The sequence below is a fragment of the uncultured Fibrella sp. genome (assembly GCF_964250085.1).
In the GTDB taxonomy this organism is placed as follows: Bacteria; Bacteroidota; Bacteroidia; order Cytophagales; family Spirosomataceae; genus Fibrella.
Genome location: NZ_CAXUEC010000004.1, coordinates 719,818 through 742,710 on the forward strand (window position 1 = coordinate 719,818; position 22,893 = coordinate 742,710).

Below are 22,893 nucleotides of genomic sequence, written 5' to 3' on the forward strand. Positions count from 1 at the left end.
CTCTTACCAGAACCGGATATACAGCACTGACAGCAGCATGAAGATGATTACGATCAGCAAAATGCTGGTCCGATTCAGTTTGAACATCGATGAATCGATCTCGAACGCTTTCGGATTTACCTTCGGACCGGCCAGGCTGATGAGCACCATTGCCAGTACGGTGAACACGAATGACCAGCCCATACAAATCAGGAACGGAATTTCCATGTTGCCCGAATCACTGTTCAGGAAGGCCGTGTACAGAATGGTTTCGTTACCAAACAGGCTTGGCGCGAAGTTGTTGAACAGTACCGCCAGCGCAAAGCCGAGCACTACGCCCACAATAGCCGCCGTACCGGTAGTCCGTTTCCAGAAGAAACCCAGAATGAACAGGGCAAAAATGCCGGGGCTAACGTACCCGGTATATTTCTGAATGAATGTGAAGCCACCTTCGCCGCCGATGCCAAGCGCATCGCCCCAGGCCAGCGCAATGGAAATTACCATGGCCGCCACGATAGTCAGTCGGCCAATCCAGACAAGTTTCTTCTCAGGAGCTGTTTTATCAACGTATTTATGGTAGATATCGAGCGTGAAAATGGTTGAAATGGAGTTGGCTTTACCAGCCAGTGATGCCACGATAGCGGCGGTCAAGGCAGCAACCGACAGGCCTTTCAGACCGCTGGGCAGGAAGGTCAACACGGCCGAATAAGCGTTATCGGCCATCACTTTTCCGTTGGTTGTCATCTCTGATTGCAGGCCACCGTTCTTATAAATAACGTAAGCCGCAATACCCGGCACCATCACCACCAGCGGCATAAAGATCTTCAGGATAGCGGCAAACAGGATACCCGTACGAGCCGTTTTCAGGTCGGCACCGAGTGCGCGTTGGGTGATGTACTGGTTACAGCCCCAGTAGTTCAGGTTCACAATCCACTGACCAGCCAAATACATGCTGATACCCGGCAAGGTGAGGTACTTGTTCACGTCGACCTGCGGGGTATTGGGACCAGGTTTTTCAAAGATCATATGGAAGTGATCATCGGCATTGGCGATCATAGCGCTAAATCCGTCGAAAGCACCGCTGCCTACGCCCAGAACCTCCGATACTTTAGTCAGTGCCAGGTACGTTGTTACCAGACCACCGATGATCAGCACCAGCACCTGAATTACGTCGGTGAAGCCAATTACCTTCATTCCGCCCAGCGTAATAATGATGGCGAATATACTCAGCGCGATAATGATGGGGTGGAACATATCCGTACCGACCAGATTCGAGAGGGCCAGCGCACCGAGGAACAAAATCGACGTCAGGTTAACGAATACATACAGAAACAGCCAGAAAACGGCCATAATCAAGCTTACAGTCTCGTTGTAGCGCTGACTCAGGAATTGCGGCATCGTGAAGATGTGGTTCTTCAGATAGATCGGTATAAACCAAACCGCCACAATAATAAGTGCTATGGCTGCCAGCCATTCGTAGGCAGCAATGGCCACACCCAGCGTATAGCCACTACCCGACATCCCGATAAACTGCTCGGCAGAGATATTGGAGGCAATGAGCGATGCTCCAATGGCCCACCAGGTCAACGACCCTTCGGCCAGGAAGAAGTCTTTTGTATCTAATGATTTAGTCTGTTTCTGTTTGTAGATCCAGTAGCCGTAGGAGGATACGCCGACGAAATAGAGCAGAAAAACAACGTAATCAATTGTAATGAGTTGATTCATGGAAAAGGGAAATTCGGAAGATTCTCCAATTAGAAGTAGAATAAGTAGGGTCAAAAATAAGTGAATAGGCGAGACAACGTCTATTTATTACGTTCTCGTTTATGTACTATTCTGCCAATCAAAGAGGACATTGTCTGATTTTACCCCTACTTGTTGACAAAGTAATCCTAAAAAGTACCCCGCCCCAACCCCTTCACGTTAGTGAGGGGCTACTGCTACACTTATCAGCTAAGGCGTAGCCCCTCACTAATGGGGCGGGATTGGGTTGAGGTATTACAAAAAAAACCTCTACAGGTCATTGTTAGTTAATGCCTGACGGCCCTCTTTCAGGCTCCTACAAAACGGTATGAATCTTCTTGAATTAGCGCAAGACCCAGCCAGCGTGGCTAAGGCAGCCAAATTGGTTTATGTCAGCGATACCATGCCGGGCCTCACCCGCCGGACGCATGGAGATCACTACGAATATGTTGACGTGACAGGTGCTGTAGTCGATGACGAGGCTACACTGGAGCGCATTCGCAAAATGGCCCTGCCGCCCGCCTACCAGAACGTCTGGATTTGCCCCAAACCCAATGGTCACCTACAGGCAACGGGCATCGACGCCAAAGGCCGCAAGCAATACCGGTACCATGCTAACTGGAACGCCATTCGAAGCGAAACCAAATTCTACCGGATGATTGCTTTCGGCGAAAAGCTCCCCTTGTTGCGTGAACGCCTTCACAAGGATTTGAACCGCCCGCAGTTAGACCATGACAACGTAATTGCCATTGCGCTGAGCGTGATGGAACAAACGCTGATTCGGGTGGGCAATGCAGCCTATGAGAAAGAATACGGCTCCTACGGCCTCACAACCCTCAAGAACCGCCACGTGAAGGCGAGCCCAGGCGAAGTGCGTTTCAGCTTTAAAGGAAAAAAAGGCATCTATCACGACATTACCCTGCACGACAAGCGCCTCGCCAAGCTGGTTAAAGCCTGCCGTGATATCCCCGGCAAAGAATTGTTTCAATACCTGGATGACGACGGTAACCGCCACAGCATCGACTCGGGGATGGTGAATACGTACCTCCATGAAACAATGGGCGATGAGTTCTCGGCCAAAGATTTTCGGACCTGGGCAGGCACGACCAACGCGCTCCGCCTGCTGGTTGAACTTGAACCATGCCAGACGGACAAAGATGCCAAAAAGAACGTCAACACTATCCTGGACGCGGTAGCGCACCGGCTTGGAAATACCCGCACCGTTTGCCGCAAACATTACGTTCACCCGCAAATTCTGGAGGCCTACGAATGTCAGGATCTCAACCCGTATATCGAGAAGAAAAACCGTTTTCGCCAAACCAGCCCCCACGGCCTCGACGGCGTGGAAAAGCTACTCCTCGCCTTCCTGCACGATCAGGTGAAGGTTTAGTGAACAGGTATTGGTTACTGGTCACTGGTTATTAGCGCTGCTTAGGTACGTTCCTTGGCGGAGCCACCACTAACCAATACCTGTTCACTGTTTTGCTCCCAGGAACGTCTGGCTAATGGTGCTGCTTAGGCGAAGGAGCTCAATTTCAGCGGCTTTAGCATTGAATTCAGCATCGAACAGGCGGGCTTGTGCCGTGACAGAGCTACGCTGAACATCCCGAAACTCAACGGGTGTTGAGTTGCCTACCCGGTAACGGTCATAGGCAATGTCGATATTTTCGAGGGCAATTTTATAGTTCTGAACCTCCACATTCAACAAGGCCAGGCTATTCTGATACTGCGTAAACGTTTGTGCCACAGCCTGCTCGAGCACTACTTTCTGATCGGCCTGCTGGTACTCGGCGGCCAGCGCATTGGCACGGGCATTGGCTTCCAGGCGCCTTATGTTTCCCCCGTTGAAGATTGGAACAGCCGCCGTTACACCGTACGTCAATCCCCGGTTGCGGCCCTGGGCTACGCCAAATCCACCTTCATTGTCGATAAAGGTGAAGTTATAACCCGTTTGCAGATTGACCGTTGGCTGGCGCTGGGCCCGTGCCAGTCGAATACCGATATCAGCCACTCGCCGGTTCAGCGCAGCAGCAACCAACAGCGGGTTATTGCTCGCCATCTGCTGGCGAATCTGGTCGATGCTCACAGTTGGGTTCACCAGGATTGTATCCCGAACCGCAAAATCGGTTAATGGATCCCGAACCAGCAAGGTGTTCAGCAGCACCTTAGCCGACCGTAGGCTCTGCTCCTGAGTCAGCAACGTCACGCTATCGGCATTGTAATCGACCTGCGCCGTCAGGTAATCTACTTTAGACCGCGTCCCTACTTCGTAGTTTGCTTTAGCCAGTTCAAGCCGATCGCGGGAAATATCGAGGGCTTGCCGAAACGAGAGAAGCTGCTGTAACTGCCGAACCACATCGTAATACGCCGTGGCTACGTTAGCGATGGTTTGCTCAACGCTGGCCCGCGTATTCACCTCGCTTAGCCGCACCAGTTCGCCAAACCGTTCGTATGTGGCAAAATTGGCCAGTCCGTTGAACACCGTCCAGTTCATGTTTACACCTACCTGCGTTGTTCGGTTGAAAAGGCCATTCTGAATCTGCGGTGGCCGGATATTATCAACAAACGTCTGGTTGATGCTCTGGTTTGTACCGTTCGTACTCGCGTTGCCGGTAATCAGCGGGTAAAAGCCTGCGTTGGCCGGAATGCGTTCGTTTCGGGCAATCTGCTCCTGGGTCTGTAACCCTTTTATCTGGTAATTCTGGGCCAGCGCCGTAGCAATAGCATCGGCCAGAAGAAGTTGCTCACCCTGTTGCTTTATATAGGCGTTTTGCAGCGCCCGTTGCACAGGGTTTTGAAAAGGCTTTTGTTGGGCAATAGATGCGGTAAGTAAAACTGAAAAGAAGAGTGTAAGTAAGAGGCGCATCGAGCGATACTGGTTAAATGAAGACGTGGTAACTTATAGCTTCGTGGTCATTGGTGGTCATTACGCTACGCGGTCATTGGTAGTCATTCTTCGTAAAACAACAAATGACTGCCAATGACAGCGTAACGTAATGACCACCAATGACCGCGAAGCGTAATGACCATTAATGACAATTAATGTAAAAGTAGAGCAAAAAGCATTGTCCGATGCGGTTCTAAGCATTGGCTAACGTACCTGAATCTGGTAAGTTTGCCTAATTCGTTAACAAACCCCTCATGTATAGAACCTGTTATTGCCTCTGCCTGTTCGCTACTCTCCTTTCGTCGGCCTGTTCCACTCGTCGTTCCGTCGATTTTATTTTCACCAACGCTACCGTCTACACCGCTGATTCGGCCTTCAGTATCGCTCAGGCATTTGCCGTTGATAAGGGTAAGTTCGTAGCGGCTGGTTCTACTTCCACCCTGCTCGATCAGTACCAGTCCGATAGCATCATCGACTTGCAGGGGCAACCGGTTTATCCCGGTTTTTACGATCCTCACGCTCATTTTCTGGGCCTGGGACAGATGCTCTCTCAGGCTGATTTAGTGGGAGCAGTTTCCTATCAGGATGTGGTAGACCGGCTGAAGGCGTATCACGCTAAACACCCGGAGGTGCTCTGGATTATCGGACGCGGCTGGGATCAGAACGATTGGCCTAAAAGCGATTCACCGGTACGCGGTTTTCCCACCAACAAGCTTCTGAACGACGCTTTTCCCAACGTACCTGTAGCCCTCACCCGCATTGACGGTCATGCCCTGCTGGTCAACGATAAAGCCCTGAAGCTGGCCCGGGTTACTGGTTCAACAGCCATGCCGGGCGGCGAAGTCGTATTGGCGGGCACCCAACCGTCGGGTGTACTGGTAGATAATGCCATGCAGGTGATCCGGCGCGTTATTCCACAGCCCGACGAAGATGCCAAAACCAACATGCTCCAGGCGGCCGAAAAAGTATGCCTCGAACTGGGCCTGACCACCGTCTCTGATGCCGGATTGAACCGGAACGATATTGAACTGGTGGAACGCCTGCATAAGGAGAGTAAGCTCAAAATCCGCGATTACGCCATGATCAGCCTCGGCGAGGCAAACATGGAGTACTACCTGAAACACGGCCCCTACCAAACCGACCGCCTGACGGTAAAATCCTTTAAGCTCTACGCCGATGGTGCACTGGGCTCACGCGGTGCCTGTCTGCGAAAACCGTACTCCGACCGGCCCGAGACTACCGGCTTCCTGCTGTTGAGCCCGTCTGAGCTGGACCGGGTAACGAAACTGATCGCCAACAGCGGCTTTCAGGCCAACACGCACTGCATTGGCGATTCGGCTAACCACTTGATGCTGAGGCTGTATGGAACGTACCTGAAATCAAAAAACGACCGGCGCTGGCGCATTGAACACGCGCAGGTAGTATCGCCGGAAGACGTAGCCTTGTTCGGGCGTTACTCGATCATTCCGTCGGTGCAGCCTACCCACGCCACGTCCGACATGTACTGGGCTGGCGAACGACTGGGGCCGGTTCGGGTCAAGGGTGCTTATGCGTTCAACGACCTGATGAAGCAGAACGGCTATATCACGTTCGGCAGCGATTTTCCCGTCGAATACGTCAATCCGTTGTTTGGCTTTCATTCGGCGGTGGCCCGGCAAGACGCGAAAAACTACCCGAAAGGCGGTTATCAGCCCGAAAACGCAGTTTCCCGCAAAGAGGCACTGCTGGCAATGACCCGTTGGGCGGCCTACGCTTGTTTCGAAGATAGCCTTCGGGGTAGCATAGCCCCCGGCAAGCAGGCCGACTTCGTTATCCTCGACAAAGACATCATGAAAGCGCCAAATGAGCAGTTGCGGGGCGTAAAAGTGCGCCAGACCTGGGTTGGCGGCGAACGCCTCTACAGCGCGCCTAAACCATGACGGGCAATACAGATAATCCGCACGACCGGTATTTTAAGGAAACATTTTCGCAGATCGATATTCTGGCCGACTTCCTGAATGTGTACCTCCCCGCCCCGCTTCGAGATCAGCTAGAGCGTTCATCGCTGGTGCGGGAGTTCGATACCTATACCGATGAAACGCTGAGTGAGCACTTTGCCGACCTGGTCTTCAGTGCTACACTCGGAGATCAAAAGGTTCGAATCGTACTTCTTTTAGAGCATAAGAGTTATACCGAGCCCTATATCCATTTGCAGCTAAATCGGTATATGCTCAATGCGTGGGATGATCAGCTTGCTCGAAAAAAGCCGTTACTGCCTATCATTCCAATTGTGGTTTATCATGGACGCAGACGATGGAAAAAACGCGGAATTCATACCTATTTTGAGCACCTACCCGCTACTGCATCACCCTACGTACCCAGCTTCGATTATGTGCTCATCGATCTATCGACCATTCTTGACCACCTTCCTGGCTTTCAGACAGATTACGCCAAGCTCACTGGCGTTCTATTGAAAACTAGCCGGGAACGACGCGGATTAGAGAAATCATTGCGTTCATTAGCCGAAAGTATCAACCGGTTATTAACCACTGAGCAGGGCGAGCAGTTTTTTCGAACCTCACTCATTTACCTGAGTTGGGTCACAGCCTTGACAAAGATCGAGTTGGTGACTATTTTTCGTGACGTTTCCAAACAAGCAGAGAACTACAACATGTCGCTATACGAACAACTTATTCAGGAGGGTATTGAGCGAGGCATTGAGCAAGGCATTGAGCGAGGCGTTGATCAAACAAACCGGAAGGCGATCAAGGCTATGCTGAAACTGAATATGGATACCAGCTTGATTGCAACAGCATTAGAATTGCCAGTCGAGCAGGTTAAGGCTCACATTCAGGAAATCGAAGGCGAATAGGCATAGCCCATTTTGTTTGCAGAAGGGCCAGACCAACTGGCCCTTCTGCGTAAATCACTTAATCATCGCCTGTGCCTGTTGCAATGCATCGGCATAGGGCTGATACAGGTAGCGTCCGGGTGTCTGGCCCATTTCCAGGTCAACGCCGACGGGGGCGGCATCCCACAACCCGGCCCGATGCCAGGGCGTTAGCTGATCCCAGTCGGGCCGGTCAATGATGGGGTACAGGCAAACGCCCTCCAGCACGACACCGGCCTGCCGGGCTTTCAGGCACTCACGGGCCACCATCTGTATCCAGGCAGGCCGGTCAATGCCGGGGTGACTTGTTTCGCTCAGGACAATGGGCTTTCGGTAGCGTTTATACACTTCCAGGAAAAGCTGATGCAAGGGCCGAAAACGCGGGTCACGCCCTTCATTTCCCCAGGGCAAAAACTCAAACGTAGGAAAGACCCACTGGTTGTTGTAGTAGAAATTTACACCAACAATATCAACCATATCATGTCGGCCACCCAATTCGGGATGCAACCGCCCCAGTAGCATATCAACGGCCTGGTACTGGTTGTCGTGAGCAGCCTTCGCGCTGGCTATCTCTGCACGGGTTGCGTTGAGCGGTGCAACCATATTGACCAGTGGCTCGGTAGTCATTACCAGCACGTTCGCGTCTATCTCGCGCATGGCCGCAATACCCTCTATGTAGGCCCGAATAAGACCCATTTTAACTTCAAATCCCTGTTTGGTGCAGTAGGGTGACGTACCACACACATCACCGCCCAACCAGGAGATAAAACTGACTTCATTGATTGGTGTTATAATAAGTGGCCCGGCCGGGTACGTCTCTCGATAGATGGGCACGAATGCGCGGCATAGTGCAGCAAAACGGCGGGCAAACATCGGGTGCAACGGCGTGAGGTCATCGGGGTAGCCGAAGTGGCAGATATCCCAAATCTGTTGAATACCAAGTGCTTTACCGCGTTGAAGCATATGACGCACCACTGTCCAGTCATAGATGTATGCCCTTTTCTCTACCTGGCTCCAGCGAATTCCTTCGCGTACAGTACGGATATTTATACTAGCAATATCCTGATAATCAGCATCTATTCGATCAAGATGGCCAGTCAGCGATAGAAAATCGACACGATTGCCAAAGGCGTTTTGCTGATCAGTGCATTCGTAGCCAGCCCACCAGAATGTGTTGAACCGGCTAGTAGGACTAATTGTAAGTGGAATCATCAGTACCAGAATGGGAATATTCTCCACTTAACAACAGGTTGCCCCTATGCTGTTTATAAACATTACTATAACACCTGAAAAGCAGATAGTCACAGGGTTATATCAACCCCGCAGGAAAGGCATAAACTAGTCTGACTATCAACCGATTACATAGATTTACTTACACACTATTGGCAGCATACACTATTTTTCGTTGAAAGCGGCAGTTTAAATTATAACAGTACACATTGCCAGTGTACTTACTTAATTGTTACCTTTCCTGAAGTAACATCATAGGCTGCGTCGGCATGCCCATCTTAGCGGCGATGACTGGCAGAATGGAGGTGTTTGTAAGCTAGGTCAACTCCTGTTATCTGCTCACACTTTTGTGTAGGAAAGACACTATTTAACCCAGGTAAAGCCTGCTTTTCCGATTCAAATCTTCCTCAACATTTATTCGTGTTTATTTCTCTTTAATACCTGACAAACTACATGTTATTATCAAGTATATTAACATAGGTTTTGTATCTAAAACTATACTATGTAAACAATTTATTTAATGATGGAAGCAGGCGTCAGAGAAACATACCAGTCACTAATCGTTGAAGACGAGCCCATATTTACTGAACAACTTAGCCAGTATATTAGTCGAGTAAATTTTCTGGCTCCTCCTGCAAGCTGCACGAGCGGAATCGATGCCCTACAGGTATTAGCAACTACCCCGATAGACATCTTATTTCTTGACCTTGCACTGACCGACATGACAGGGCTTGACCTGCTCAAGACGACGCACAACGCGCGGGCCGTTGTTGTCACATCTGCTCACCATGAACTGGCTGTTGACTGTTTCGATCTTGATATCATCGATTTTCTTCCCAAACCGTATGATTTCAACCGGTTCCTCCGGGCATTGAGCCGTGTGATGCAACGTATTCAGTCGGCGACATTAGTAATTGAACCCAAGCCTGTTAGCCGGGAGAAGGAAGAAATATATTTTAAATCTGGAAGACGCCTCGAACGATTTGCATACAGTGATATTCTGTACATGGAAGCGTACGGTTTGTACACAAAAATTTATACGTTCGATGGCACATTCGCGGTCAATAAACGCATTTCTGTTTTAACCGAGGAACTGCCTAGTCAGCGATTTGTCCGTATCCATAAATCATACATCATTAATGTTGATCATCTGAAACGGCTGGAATCAAAACAGCTTTGGATAAAAGCAACAAAACTTCCGATTGGCGTTACCTACCACCCTATTGTCCATAAAAAAATGGAGCTTTTGGGAATAAGTGCCAATTAAATACCATAATGAATTGGCTATCCAACATATGGTCACGGCTTATTCCAGAGGATGATCTTGACACGCTATCGTTATTTGACCGGTTCCGTTTTTTGTCCTTGTTAAAGATAAACTGGTTTGCTGCCCTGCTTCAGTCGGCGGTGGTAGTGATTAATTTGATCCTCCAGCAGTATGATCAGGCACTCAGTAACCTTCTGTTTATCCTTACTTACATCCTGCCTACACTCTGGCTCACGTATCAGCACAAAATCAGGCTTGCTTCGTGGGTATTTCTTAGCGCCTTATATATCCACGGCGCGTTGGTGCTACATAGCCAATTACCAGACCAGGAAGACGTACACATCGAACTACATTTTATCGTAATTGGTATCTTTTCGATCATCCTGCTGAAAGGTAAAACGCCACTATACGCTTCCCTATTCCTGTCAGTTAACTATCTGTTAGTCAAAAAACTGGCTTCCGAGCGATTACACGCACCGCTCGACATCAGCCAACTACTCACCGATGTTGGCGTATTCTTTATCTTCATTTACTTTGGCTACACGACTAAAAAAACCGCGTTGCAGATGCAACAGTCGTTCATTGACAAAAACAGGGAGCTTTCTAACCTCAACAAATTGAAGAATAACTTATTCGGTATTATCGGCCATGATCTGCGGAGTCCTCTGGCGGCCTTGAAAGTGCAACTCACGCTCCTGGCCGAAGAACAACCAGCCACGGCCACGCCTGATGCCCGCTACGCTCGTATGCGTCAGCTAGCCGATAAAGTCTATAGCACTACCGATAATCTCCTGAGCTGGTCAATGATTCAGCGGGGCGGTATGCACATACGGCCTGTTCAGTTCGATTTGTCGGAGGTTGTCGAGTCGGAACGTCAACTGTTTACCAGTGAAATCCAGCAGAAACACCTAACGGTAAACAGTAGCTATCGACCAACTCCTGTCACGGCTGATGAACACCAACTTCAAATCGTGGTCCGTAACTTATTACAAAATGCCCTGAAATTTACGCCCCCCGGTGGCTATATACATCTGAACACATATCAACATGAAGGCCACTCTACGCTGGTTATTCAGGATTCGGGAGTAGGCATAGCGCCAGACCAGTTAGCACCCACCACCACCCCGCCTACAAAAGCAGGAACGATGGGGGAAAGTGGAACCGGCCTGGGGCTGTATATATGCCGCGAATTTGTTCGGCTCAACAAGGGACAGCTCCACATCGAGAGCGCGCTGGGCAAAGGCACAACCGTAACGATCAGCTTTGCTGGTTGAGTCCTACACGGCACCAGCCGTGTAAGCCTACAAAATATACTGGCTCAGGTCGCGGTTCTTGACCAGACCCGACAGGCGCTCCTGTACCAGTTCTTTGGTTACCTCTACGGTTGAACCAGCAGGTATCGTATCTGGAATATCGTACATAAACTCATTGAGCAGTTGACTCAGCACAGTTTGCAACCGTCGGGCACCAATATTCTCTACTTCGGCATTTACTTCAAAGGCAATCCGGGCCATCTCCCGCATCGACTCGTCGGTGAACACCAGCGTTACCCCTTCGGCAGCGAGCATGGCTTCATACTGCTTGGTCAGCGCATTCTTCGGCTCACGCAGAATCTGGTAAAAATCATCTTCCAGCAGGCTTTGTAACTCCACCCGGATCGGGAAACGACCCTGTAACTCAGGAATCAGATCGGAAGGTTTGGAGACGTGAAAGGCCCCGGCCGCCACAAACAGAATGTGGTCGGTTTGCACCACACCATATTTTGTATTCACTGATGAGCCCTCTACAATGGGCAGCAGGTCGCGCTGTACTCCTTCGCGGCTCACATCCGGTCCGCCCGAACCACCCGACCGGTTACCGGCAATCTTATCAATTTCGTCGATGAAAATGATGCCTGTATTCTGTGCCTTCTGAATTGCCTCTTCCTTCACCTCATCCATATCGATGAGCTTGGCGGCCTCTTCATCCAGCATGATCTTCCGGGCTTCGGCGATGGTTACTTTGCGTTTCTTGCCTTTTTTGGGCATCATGCCCCCGATCATCTCCTGAATATTCATCATCGACAGCTCATCGATAGAACCGCCCATCACGCCAATGTTGGGTGTCGATTGCTGATGAACGTCAATGTCGATCTTACGGTCGTCAAGTTCGCCTGACTGGATTTTTTTACGGAACCGTTCGCGGGTACGTTCATTCAGTTCGGAATCCGAATCAGGTATATCGTCGCCGTTCTGGTCGGCTTTTTCCTGGCCAAAGCCAAGCTGATTGCCGCCATTCGCACCTTTTACGGGTGGAATCAGAATGTCGAGGATCAGGTCTTCCACAATCTGCTGGGCACGGATCTGTACGGCTTCTTTCTTGGCGGTCCGCACCATGTTCACGGCCTGTTCAACCAGGTCGCGCACCATACTCTCGACGTCGCGACCAACGTACCCAACTTCGGTAAATTTAGACGCTTCGACCTTCACGAAAGGCGCATCGGCGAGTTTGGCCAGACGCCGGGCTATCTCGGTTTTTCCAACCCCAGTGGCACCGATCATCAGGATATTATTGGGCGTAATTTCGCGTTGCATGTCGGCGGGAGCATTCATCCGCCGCCAGCGGTTGCGCAGGGCAATGGCTACGTTGCGTTTGGCCTCGTGCTGGCCGATAATGTACTGATTCAACTCGGCAACAATCTGCCGGGGTGTAAGATCACGAATTAGTTCAGACATGAGAAAAAAGAGGCGGGCGTTAAACAGGAAAGCACTTCTATGTTCGGCTCTTGGTAAACTAACACATGAACCGGCAAATGGTGCGAAAAAACTTCGATGAACAATGAACAGTTATCAATGAACAATGATCAATTAGTAATTATAAACGTACCAAAGCAACGCTGATAGCTGTTCATTGTTTATTGATACTTGATAACTGACTATGTGTTTCCATACGTCTCTGGCCGCCGATATTCCTGCCCTTGAGGCACGGTTCAATGCCACCATGCCCGCCTCGTCAGGCTTCACCCCTGCCTACCACATCAACGCCTACTCTTTTCCTGGCTACCCGATCCTGACGCACCAGCAGCCAGCTCAGTTTCAGTCTATTCGGTGGGGCCTGATTCCGCACTGGGTTAAATCGAAAGCCGACGCGGATAAGCTTCGGGCCCAGACAATCAATGCCCGGTCGGAAACGATCTATGAAAAGCCGTCTTACCGGCAGGCGGCCAAACGGGCGCAACGCTGCATTATACCCGTTACGGGTTTCTTTGAATGGTATACCGACGCGGGCAAACAGAAATACCCGTTCTACCTCACAACCGACCAGCCCATTACCAGCATTGCCGGTCTTTGGGACGAATGGGCCGACCCGGAAACCGGCGAAGTGCTGACCACATTCTCGCTCCTGACTACCGACGCTAACTCACTGTTGGCCGCTGTGCATAACGAGAAAAAACGGATGCCCTGCGTTCTTACGCCCGACGCTGAACGTACCTGGCTGCACGACGACTTAACCGAACGCGACGTCCTGCACCTGCTGTCGACAACGTACCCGGCCCAGCAGATGCATAGCCAGTCGATCAGTAAACGAATTACATCGCGCACGGAAGACACCAACGTACCTGACGTGCTGAGGCCGGTAACGTACCCTGAACTTACCGAAAAAAAGGAACTGTTTGCCTGAGTCGGCGGGCGTTATGCCAGGCCATTGGGCCATTACATAAGGAAAGCGTCAATGTGTCGACTACGCTGTTCGTCGGCACAAACCCGGTTTACCTTTGCAGTTTGGGTCTTTTCCGCGCAACCCGTGAGCCAGTTTTTCATCTATTTAGTTATGTGACTACTAGCGTGTTGCGCACACCCGATTATACAACCAACTTTCATGAAAAAGCGAATACTTTCTGCATTACTTGGCGTTTGTTTATTTACACTTCATCTACAAAACGTTCAGGCGCAGACTCAGCCATCATCAACAACGCCCGCCAGCGGAACAACGACTCCGGTAGCTGCTGAACCTACAGTTATTGGCCTTCCCTCGGCGGGGTCACCGATCTCTGGTCTGCCCGGCGTTGACACAACCATCACAGACAGCACACGTCGGCAGGCGGTATCGGCCGCCCCGGCCAGCATGAGCACGGGTACACCTGCGTTGCCAGCCATTCCGATGAGCACAACGGGTGTGCCAGCCACCGCCGGAACGCCTACCAATGCTACATCCACAACCGACACGGCACCCGCGACGCCTGCTCCTGCCGGCTTTGGAAATGGGCAGCCACGACAGGCAGCACCAACGCAGTCTGTAGCCGGACCGGAAGATAGTCCACGCGGGACGGGCAAAGTGTCGGGTGTTGTGCTTGACTCACTTACCAAGCAGCCCGTCGAGTTTGCTTCGGTAGCCCTGGTCAATATTGCCACCAACCGGCCCGTCGATGGGGCTGTCTGCGACGCGCAGGGTCGGTTTACAATGACCCGGGTGGTGTCAGGTACGTTCCGGCTCCTGGTATCGTTCGTCGGCTATCGCAATCAGATTGTCCCTAAAGTTACCGTTGAAGCCCGCGGTGCCGACGTCAATTTGGGTTCGATCGCTCTGGCCCCTGAAGTACGCAACCTGAAAGAAGTGGTAGTAGTAGGTCAGGGAGCGCTCGTGGAAGAAAAAGTTGACCGGCTGGTGTATAATGCCGAACGGGATTTGACTTCCAAGGGGGGTGATGCTACCGACATTATGCGTAAAGTGCCCTTACTGACGGTCGATCTGGACGGTAACGTGAGCCTGCGGGGAAGCAGCAACGTGCGGGTGCTCATCAACAACAAGCCGAGTACGATTGTAGCCAGCAGCGTAGCCGACGCCCTGAAGCAGATTCCGGCCGACATGATCAAAACCGTCGAGGTAATCACCAGCCCGTCAGCCAAGTACGACGCAGAAGGGTCGGCCGGTATCATTAACATCATCACCAAGAAAAACAACCTGCAGGGCTTCACCCTTAACCTGGATTCGGGCGTGGGTAACCGGGGGGCCAACCTGGGCGTACAGGGCAACCTGCGTACTGGCAAAATGGGCTTTTCGCTGAACGGATTCGGACGCTCACAGTACAACATCAAAGGGAGCTTCGAAAACCGTCAGACAGCCGGTACCGTCCTGACCACGCAAACCGCTGACACCAAGAGCCAGAATTTATTTGGGCAGTATCAACTCGGCTGGGACTACGACATCAACAAAACAACGGCCCTGACGGCCAGCGTTCGGTATGGTGCCCGTAATCAGATGAACTTCCAGAATAACCTGACCACAACAACGTACCTGCCCACAACCACAACAGTAGGTGTTCGGGATGTAGACGTGAAAGATTTGTCAGGAACTGTAGACGTCAATCTTGATTTCACCAAGACCTACAAGCCACAGCAGGAACTGAGCATTCTGACCCTGTTCAGCCAGAATAACCGGACCAACAACTTCACCGCCAACATTTTTGATAGCCAGGCGGCGCAAAGTATCCTGAGCCGCGAACGGAATGACAATACCAGCCGTAACCAGGAATCAACATTCCAGGTCGATTACCAGACGCCGATCAAAACAAATCAGTTGCTGGAAGTAGGTGGCAAAGGCATTCTGCGCCAGGTGACCAGCGACTACGCGTATCTGTTAGCGGCTGGCGAAACCGGTGGATTCTCCAACAACCCGAACCGCCAGCCAAACGGCCTCGATTACAACCAGAACGTAACGGCGGGCTACCTGTCATATACCTATAGTTCGAAAAGCAAAATGACCATCAAGGCGGGTGCCCGCTACGAATACACGTTCATTGATGCGCGCTTCCGTACTGCCACCGGCGACGCCCTGACCGCGCAGGTAGCCGATATTCCAGACTATGGCAATCTGGTTCCCAGCGTCAACATTTCGAAAAGCCTGAAAGGCGGGCAGACCGTAAAACTGGCGTATAACCGCCGCTTACAACGCCCCGGTATCCAGTTTCTGAACCCGAACGAAAACGCGGCCAACCCACTGAACATCACCAGAGGTAACCCGCTGCTCAGCCCTGAACTGACAGACAACTTTGAGTTCAGCACCAGTACTACGATTAAGCAGGTGTACATCAACACCTCGCTGTTTGCCCGTTTCACCAACAACTCGATCGAGAGCGTGCGTGATACCGTGCGCCGGGCTTTCGGTGATGTAACCAACCCGGTTTACCAGAATGTGTTGCTATCCAGTTATGCCAACATCGGCCAGCAGAATTCATACGGGATCAATATTTTTGGAAACGCCACGGTGTTCTCAAAACTACAGCTTGGCGGCGGCGGTGATGTCTATTACTCAACCCTGTCGAACAACAGCAACAACCCGGCCTTACAGGCTAAAAACTCCGGTTTTGTGGTGTCGGGGCGGATTTTTGCCAGCTTACAACTCAAGAAGAACTGGGGCGTGCAGGCCAACCTGTTTGCGCGGGGTCGGCAGATTCAGCTTCAGGGCTACCAGGGTGGATTTATGTTCTACAGCTTTGGCGTGAAACATGATTTCAACGACAAGCGCGGCAGCTTCGGGTTGGCGGGCGAAAACATTTTCAATCACCCCTTCACGCAACGCTCTGAATCGCAATCAGCCGTTTTCTCACAAAACAGCATTCAGAATCTGTTCAACGCCGGTATACGCGCCAACTTCAGCTATCGCTTCGGCAAGCTTAGCTTCGACGGTGGCAACCGCCGGAAGAAATCAGTCAACAACGACGACGTGAAAGACGGCGGTGGCGGCGACAACGGAGGTGGGCAGCAGCCAGCGGCTACGCCTGCAACCACCACACCTGCAACAGGTGGCGGCGGTCGTCGGCCAAGGTAATAGCTGATTGCCTGATACAGTATACAGACGGGCTTTACTGACCGACAAGTGTTGTCGGTTAGTAAAGCCCGTTCTTTTTTAGCCCTTCCTGGGTTGCTATTTTCAGTATATTCTATGGCTCAAATCTGGTATTTGGCAACGAAAATAGCCCCACGAAAGCCAGTTAGTTCATGAAAATTTGCCGTTTTCGTTGTGTCTATTAGCTACAATTCTGCATTTGACGGCTTTGGGTGCTATCTTGTTTGCCGTATAACAGAATTGACCCCACTAGTATGAAACAACGTCAGTCGCTCAACGGCATGAAGCAAGCGCAGAGCACTGCTTCAGCCGGTTTTTCTTTCAACGACTATCAGACTGATAATTTCTTCGATGAAATGTTCGGTAACAACGGGAAGGTTCGTCATGGGTACGTTCCTTTTCGGAAACGGGTAGAGCAACTAACCAGGCACGACATGGTTAGCCGACAGCAGGCAGCGGAGCGGGCCCTGATGAGCATGGGCATCACTTTCAACGTGTATTCGGAAGGCGAAGGCACCGAACGGATCATGCCCATCGACATCATTCCGCGCATTATCGAAGCTGCCGAATGGGATCAGATGGAGAAGGGGCTTATTCAGCGTATCAAAGCGCTGAACCTGTTTATTCACGACATTTACAATGAACAGCGTGCTTTGAAAGACGGTGTTATTCCGCGCGATCTGATCGAGTCGAGCAAGTGTTTTCTGGAACCGTGCCTCGGCGTGCGTCCACCGAAAGACATCTGGTGCCACATTACCGGTACCGACCTGATCCGGGGCGACGATGGGGAGTTTATGGTGCTGGAAGACAACCTGCGCTGCCCGTCGGGCGTATCGTACATGCTCGAAAACCGCGAACTAACCAAGCAGACCTTCCCCGAAGTGCTGGCCAACACCGGCGTTCGTCCCGTATCGGATTACCCCACGCGGTTACTGCAAATGCTGCAACACATTGCCGACCGCCCCAACCCAACAGTAGTGGTATTAACGCCCGGCGTGTACAACTCGGCTTATTTCGAGCACTCGTATCTGGCGCAGCAGATGGGCGTTGAACTGGTGGATGCGCGGGATCTGGTGGTATCGGGTGGGTACGTTAAAATGCGGACCACCAAGGGCTTCCAGATTGTTGACGTGATCTACCGCCGAATCGACGACACGTTCCTTGATCCGAAAACCTTTAATCCAGACTCGATGATTGGGGTTCCGGGCATTTTCGAGGTGTTCAAGAAAGGGCGTGTGGCGCTGGCCAATGCACCCGGTACCGGCGTAGCCGACGATAAAGTGGTGTATGCCTACGTACCCAGGCTGATCGAGTATTACCTGGGTGAGAAGCCGCTGATTCAGAACGTAAAAACCTATATCTGCGGCGAAGACGATGACCGGCAGTATGTGCTCGACAACATCGCCGATCTGGTGGTGAAAGAGGCCAATGAAGCCGGCGGCTACGGCATGCTGATCGGCCCCAAAGCCACCAAAAAAGACCACGAACTGTTCCGCAAAAAGATTCAGGAAAATCCGCGGAACTACATTGCCCAGCCAACCATTTCGCTCTCCCGCGTGCCGTGCCTGATCGATGGCCATGCCGAAGGGCGGCACGTCGATCTGCGGCCGTACATTCTCTACGGCGATCAGATCAACGTAATTCCCGGCGGACTAACCCGCGTAGCCCTGCGTAAAGGCTCACTGGTTGTAAACTCATCGCAGGGCGGTGGTGGAAAAGATACCTGGGTTCTCTATTAACGAGCATTCCCGCCTTAGGTCTCACAGGCCAACCGTGAAGGGTAAAAGTATACCGACACAGCGCGTTCTTGTACAGTTTACCTGCTAAAAATGCTTTCGCACAGTTCGGCGCGAAAGCATTTTTTATGCACTCTTCCTGCTACTCCCTTGCGCTGATCGGCCATTAGTTGAGCTGGCTTGCCTGCAACGAGCAAACTTACCTACCCATTTCATGCGCTTATACTCAGTTAGTAACCGTGCGGCTGGTGCCGATTTTCTCACCTTGAGTATAAAGTTCTACGTAACTAGCTGAGCAATTACCCACCCCGCTCGTATCGACTTCTGATTAACAAGCTATTAGAAAAGCAGGCGGGCGATGGCATGGTTTTTTGTCATCACCTACATACCTATGACTGCTGTTTCTATCTGGATTATCTGCGCCTTATCAATTGCGGGCGTCATTATTCGCCCTTTCAAAACGCCCGAATTTATCTGGGCGGTATTGGGTGCGGTTACCCTGCTTGTGCTTGGCCTGCTTACGCCTAAAGAAAGCTTATTGGGCATCACCAAAGGGACCGATGTGTACCTGTTTTTGATAGGCATGATGTTGCTGGCAGAAACGGCCCGGTCAGAAAAACTATTCGATTGGCTGGCGGCCCATGCCACCAAACGTGCCAATGGGTCGGCCAGTCGTCTTTTTGGGTTAATATATCTGGTGGGCATCGTCGTTACAGCGCTTCTATCCAACGACGCCACCGCTGTGGTTCTTACGCCCGCCGTAGCGGCAGCCGTCAAATCAGCCAGGGTCAAAAATCCATTGCCCTACCTGTATATCTGCGCCTTTATTGCCAACGCAGCCTCGTTTGTGCTGCCCATCTCCAACCCGGCCAATCTGGTCATTTATGGTACCCACCTACCTCCTTTACTGGCCTGGTTGGCTCAATACACCGTACCCTCGATCGTGTCCATCGCGGCCACCTATGGCATATTGCGGTTTACCCAACGCGAAGCCCTGACCGAACGGATCAAAACGGCGATCACCATACCCATACTGTCGCCGGGCGGGCGGCTGGCAATCATAGGCATTGCCGGAACGGCACTTGTGCTACTGATCGCTTCAACACTCGATGCTCCACTGGGGCTACCAACGGCTATTACAGGCGTGCTTACCTCGGTGCTGGTGCTGATTCGAGCCCGAAAGCAGCCGTGGAGCGTGATAAAAGACGTTTCCTGGTCGGTATTGCCCCTGGTGGCCGGGCTATTCGTACTGGTGGAAGCACTCACGAAAACGGGACTTATCCAGCAGTTGACCTCGTTATTGCAGGCTAGTACGGCACGGTCAGTTTCTGAAACAACATGGGGTAGCGGCATCGGGATTGCCCTTGCCTGTAATCTGGTCAATAACCTCCCCGCCGGCCTCATTGCGGGCACGGTCGTACAGGCCGGACACGTACCTGAGGCAATCAAGAGCGCCATCCTGATTGGCATTGACCTGGGGCCAAACCTGTCGGTTACAGGGTCGCTGGCTACCATACTCTGGCTGGTAGCCCTGCGGCGGGAAGGGCTGAAGGTAAGCGCCTTTACATTTCTTAAACTTGGTATGCTGGTGATGACCATTCCGTTACTGATCACCCTCGGCACCATCTGGCTCTATCACCTTTACGTCTGAGCCACAGGTACATCGACGGACCGGCTTAAGATCAAGTGGTCCAACAAGAACTACATTTCTTTCTCCTAGCTTGCTAATGCTCAACTGTTTATGAAATCAATGTACACCCATACCCTGCCAGTTAACCCAGCAACTGACACACCCCGGCTCCTTTTGACCCTATAAGGATATCGATCACGAGCTGGCGCGGGGTAAAGAGGCAGACGATGAACACGACGCTGACGACGCCAGGCCAATGCTCTGGCCGTTGCTGCTCTGATCGTACTGTGGTTCTTTGTACCGGAAACAGGTCCGCAGGTACGTCCGTCCGGTCAGGCCGAAAGAGTAGCTCTTCCCGACGTCACCGATTACGCACGGCCCACGCAGCCTTGACCTGATTCACCGGGAGTTGGCCAGTGCAGCGAAGGCCATTTAATTAACGGATAATCGTAATCTGTATAGCCATGTAAGTCGGTAGACCGATTTGTGGACGTACTTTCGCAGGCGAATATCAACCTGAGTAATTTTTTGTGAATCGTCTACTACTTCTAGTATTTATCTGTCTTGCAGCATCGCCGGTAGTTGCTCAAAAGAAAAACGAATCTTTTCAATACGCCATCAAGCGGGCCACCTCTCCTATCCGGGTCGATGGCGTGGCTGATGAGGAGGCGTGGCAACAGACCCAACTGGCGACCGATTTCCATATGGTGTTACCCATGGATACCAGCCGCGCCAACGTACCTACCGACGTTCGGATGACCTACGACGACCAGAACATCTATGTCGTTGCTATCTGCTATTTTCCCAAAGGCCAGCGTTACATGGTCGAGTCGTTACGACGCGACTGGAACTTCGGCAAAAACGACAACTTCTTTCTGATGCTCGATACGTTCGACGATCAGACCAACGGTTTCGCTTTCGGCGTAAACGCCGCCGGTGCCCAGTGGGATGGGTTGATGTATGACGGGAACAAGATCAATCTGAGCTGGGATAACAAATGGACATCGGCTGTGCGCAACTATGACGATAGGTACGTATTTGAAGCAGCCATTCCCTTCAAAACCATTCGCTACAAAAAAGGCGTTGGCCGGTGGGGACTCAACTTCAGCAGGCAGGACCTGACCAGCACCGAAAAATCGGCCTGGACGCCCATTCCTCGCCAGTTCCCTACGGCGTCGCTGGCCTACACAGGTACGTTGGTCTGGGATCAGCCGCCACCCGCCGCCGGTCCCAACGTATCGCTGATTCCGTACGCACTGGCCAGTAGCGTGCGTGATTTCAACAACCCGGAGGTCAATGCTACGTCTGTGGCGTTTGGCGGTGATGCCAAGATCGCGCTCACGTCGTCTATCAACATGGACCTGACCATCAATCCCGATTTTTCGCAGGTAGAAGTGGACCGGCAAGTGACCAACCTGGATCGGTTTGAACTGTTCTTCCCGGAACGGCGGCAGTTTTTTCTGGAAAACGGGGACCTCTTTGCCAACTTCGGCTACGCGACTATCCGGCCGTTCTTCAGCCGACGGATTGGCCTGGGCGTACCCATCCGCTACGGTGCGCGGGTGAGTGGCAAACTCAACAAAGACTGGCGGATCGGACTGATGCAAATGCAAACCGGCGACGTACCGGCAACGGGATTACCCCGCCAGGATTTCACCGTAGCGGCGTTGCAACGGCGCGTTGGTGCCCGGTCGAACATTGGTCTGCTGTTTGTCAACAAACAATCGCTCAACTACGTACCTGCCGAAGGCGCAACGGCCTATTCGCAATACAACCGAAATATCGGCGCAGAATACAACTTACTGTCGGCCAACAATTTATGGACTGGAAAACTGCTGTATCTGCAATCGTTTTCGCCGGGCAGCGCGCCCAATAACAATGTGCTGGCGGGTAATCTTCAGTTCAACAACCGGCGCTGGCTGGTGAGCGGGCAACACGAATACGTGGGCGAAAACTACAACCCCGAAGTTGGGTACGTTCCCCGGCGCGGTTACCAGAAGTTGAGCCTACAGGTAGAGTACTTGTTCTTCCCGACAGGTACGTCCATCCTGAGTCATGGCCCGAGCGTGGGCAGCACCACGTTTATGAACACGAGCCTGTCGCGGCAACTCGATAATGAGCACTGGCTGGGCTACGACATTACGTTTCGTAACCGAAGCACCTTTACGTTGTGGACGGCTACCGATTTCGTGCGCCTGTTAACTAACCTTGACCCCACCAATTCGGGGAAAGCGCAACTCGCCGCAGGTACGTTGCACCACTGGCAGGCCTGGGGAACCGAGTTTATTTCACAGCCCCAACGACTGTTGACCTACGGATTTACTTCGCGTTACGGTGGTTTCTACGACAACGGTACCCGCCTGAACCTGACCGCCGATCTGGGCTATCGGATTCAGCCCTTCGCCAGTCTGGCCCTCAGCGCCAACTATAACCGCATCAATTTACCGGAGTTGTCGGGCCTTACGCAGTTCTGGCTCGTAGGACCACGCCTCGACGTCACGATGACAAACAAGCTGTTTCTGACGGCCTTTATGCAGTACAATGAGCAGATCAAAAACGTCAACCTGAACACCCGTATCCAATGGCGTTACAAACCCGCTTCTGACCTGTTTATCGTCTACACCGACAATTACCTGCCCGACAATTTTGCCGTTAAAACCCGCGCGCTGGTGATGAAACTAACTTATTGGTGGAATGTATAGTGTGCCACTTCATCGCCGCGTATAG

General features: G+C 51.8%; 14 protein-coding genes. 10 read left to right on the forward strand and 4 right to left on the reverse strand.

The window, feature by feature from the left end; genetic code table 11:
• Positions 1 to 3: 3 nt before the first annotated feature.
• Complete coding sequence (locus ACFE8Q_RS16515; RefSeq protein ID WP_375446515.1) at positions 4 to 1,704, reverse strand: sodium/solute symporter; 1,701 nt, start codon at positions 1,702 to 1,704, stop codon at positions 4 to 6.
• A gap of 346 nt (positions 1,705 to 2,050) precedes the next feature.
• Between ACFE8Q_RS16515 and ACFE8Q_RS16520 the strand changes: the two genes are divergently transcribed.
• Positions 2,051 to 3,112 (forward strand): DNA topoisomerase IB, encoded by a 1,062-nt coding sequence (locus ACFE8Q_RS16520; RefSeq protein ID WP_375446516.1) that lies wholly within the window; start codon positions 2,051 to 2,053, stop codon positions 3,110 to 3,112.
• 84 nt (positions 3,113 to 3,196) lie between these two features.
• Here ACFE8Q_RS16520 and ACFE8Q_RS16525 read toward each other — a convergent pair whose 3' ends face one another.
• Positions 3,197 to 4,588, reverse strand: a complete 1,392-nt coding sequence (locus ACFE8Q_RS16525; RefSeq protein ID WP_375446517.1) for a TolC family protein — start codon at positions 4,586 to 4,588, stop codon at positions 3,197 to 3,199.
• Positions 4,589 to 4,863: 275 nt separating this feature from the next.
• Between ACFE8Q_RS16525 and ACFE8Q_RS16530 the strand changes: the two genes are divergently transcribed.
• Both ACFE8Q_RS16530 and ACFE8Q_RS16535 read left to right on the forward strand, forming a co-directional pair.
• Positions 4,864 to 6,528 carry an amidohydrolase gene (locus ACFE8Q_RS16530; RefSeq protein ID WP_375446518.1) on the forward strand — a complete coding sequence of 555 codons (1,665 nt, stop codon included), beginning with the start codon at positions 4,864 to 4,866 and terminating at the stop codon, positions 6,526 to 6,528.
• Entirely contained in the window at positions 6,525 to 7,460 is a 936-nt protein-coding gene (locus ACFE8Q_RS16535) for an Rpn family recombination-promoting nuclease/putative transposase (protein WP_375446519.1), read from the forward strand. The genes ACFE8Q_RS16530 and ACFE8Q_RS16535 overlap by 4 nt, the downstream gene beginning before the upstream one ends.
• 54 nt (positions 7,461 to 7,514) lie before the next feature.
• Here ACFE8Q_RS16535 and ACFE8Q_RS16540 read toward each other — a convergent pair whose 3' ends face one another.
• A complete protein-coding gene (locus tag ACFE8Q_RS16540; RefSeq protein WP_375446599.1) occupies positions 7,515 to 8,690 on the reverse strand; it encodes an amine oxidase in 1,176 nt (391 codons plus the stop codon).
• Between the two features lie 538 nt (positions 8,691 to 9,228).
• Here ACFE8Q_RS16540 and ACFE8Q_RS16545 point away from each other — a divergent pair.
• Both ACFE8Q_RS16545 and ACFE8Q_RS16550 read left to right on the forward strand, forming a co-directional pair.
• Positions 9,229 to 9,975, forward strand: a complete 747-nt coding sequence (locus tag ACFE8Q_RS16545; protein WP_375446520.1) for a LytR/AlgR family response regulator transcription factor — start codon at positions 9,229 to 9,231, stop codon at positions 9,973 to 9,975.
• A 98-nt stretch (positions 9,976 to 10,073) separates the two neighbouring features.
• Entirely contained in the window at positions 10,074 to 11,249 is a 1,176-nt protein-coding gene (locus ACFE8Q_RS16550) for a sensor histidine kinase (RefSeq protein ID WP_375446521.1), read from the forward strand.
• 27 nt (positions 11,250 to 11,276) lie between these two features.
• Here ACFE8Q_RS16550 and hslU read toward each other — a convergent pair whose 3' ends face one another.
• Positions 11,277 to 12,689: an ATP-dependent protease ATPase subunit HslU gene (gene hslU, locus ACFE8Q_RS16555; RefSeq protein ID WP_375446522.1), complete on the reverse strand. Its 1,413-nt coding sequence runs from the start codon at positions 12,687 to 12,689 to the stop codon at positions 11,277 to 11,279.
• A 202-nt stretch (positions 12,690 to 12,891) separates the two neighbouring features.
• Here hslU and ACFE8Q_RS16560 point away from each other — a divergent pair, with 202 nt between their 5' ends.
• The 5 genes from ACFE8Q_RS16560 to ACFE8Q_RS16580 all read left to right on the forward strand — a co-directional run bounded on the left by ACFE8Q_RS16560 (position 12,892) and on the right by ACFE8Q_RS16580 (position 22,868).
• Complete coding sequence (locus ACFE8Q_RS16560; protein ID WP_375446523.1) at positions 12,892 to 13,635, forward strand: SOS response-associated peptidase; 744 nt, start codon at positions 12,892 to 12,894, stop codon at positions 13,633 to 13,635.
• 198 nt (positions 13,636 to 13,833) lie between these two features.
• Positions 13,834 to 16,782 carry an outer membrane beta-barrel protein gene (locus tag ACFE8Q_RS16565; RefSeq protein ID WP_375446524.1) on the forward strand — a complete coding sequence of 983 codons (2,949 nt, stop codon included), beginning with the start codon at positions 13,834 to 13,836 and terminating at the stop codon, positions 16,780 to 16,782.
• A 272-nt stretch (positions 16,783 to 17,054) separates the two neighbouring features.
• Positions 17,055 to 18,539 (forward strand): circularly permuted type 2 ATP-grasp protein, encoded by a 1,485-nt coding sequence (locus ACFE8Q_RS16570; protein ID WP_375446525.1) that lies wholly within the window; start codon positions 17,055 to 17,057, stop codon positions 18,537 to 18,539.
• A 388-nt stretch (positions 18,540 to 18,927) separates the two neighbouring features.
• Positions 18,928 to 20,187: an arsenic transporter gene (locus ACFE8Q_RS16575; RefSeq protein ID WP_375446526.1), complete on the forward strand. Its 1,260-nt coding sequence runs from the start codon at positions 18,928 to 18,930 to the stop codon at positions 20,185 to 20,187.
• A 509-nt stretch (positions 20,188 to 20,696) separates the two neighbouring features.
• Positions 20,697 to 22,868: a DUF5916 domain-containing protein gene (locus ACFE8Q_RS16580; RefSeq protein WP_375446527.1), complete on the forward strand. Its 2,172-nt coding sequence runs from the start codon at positions 20,697 to 20,699 to the stop codon at positions 22,866 to 22,868.
• The last annotated feature ends 25 nt before the right edge of the window (positions 22,869 to 22,893 follow it).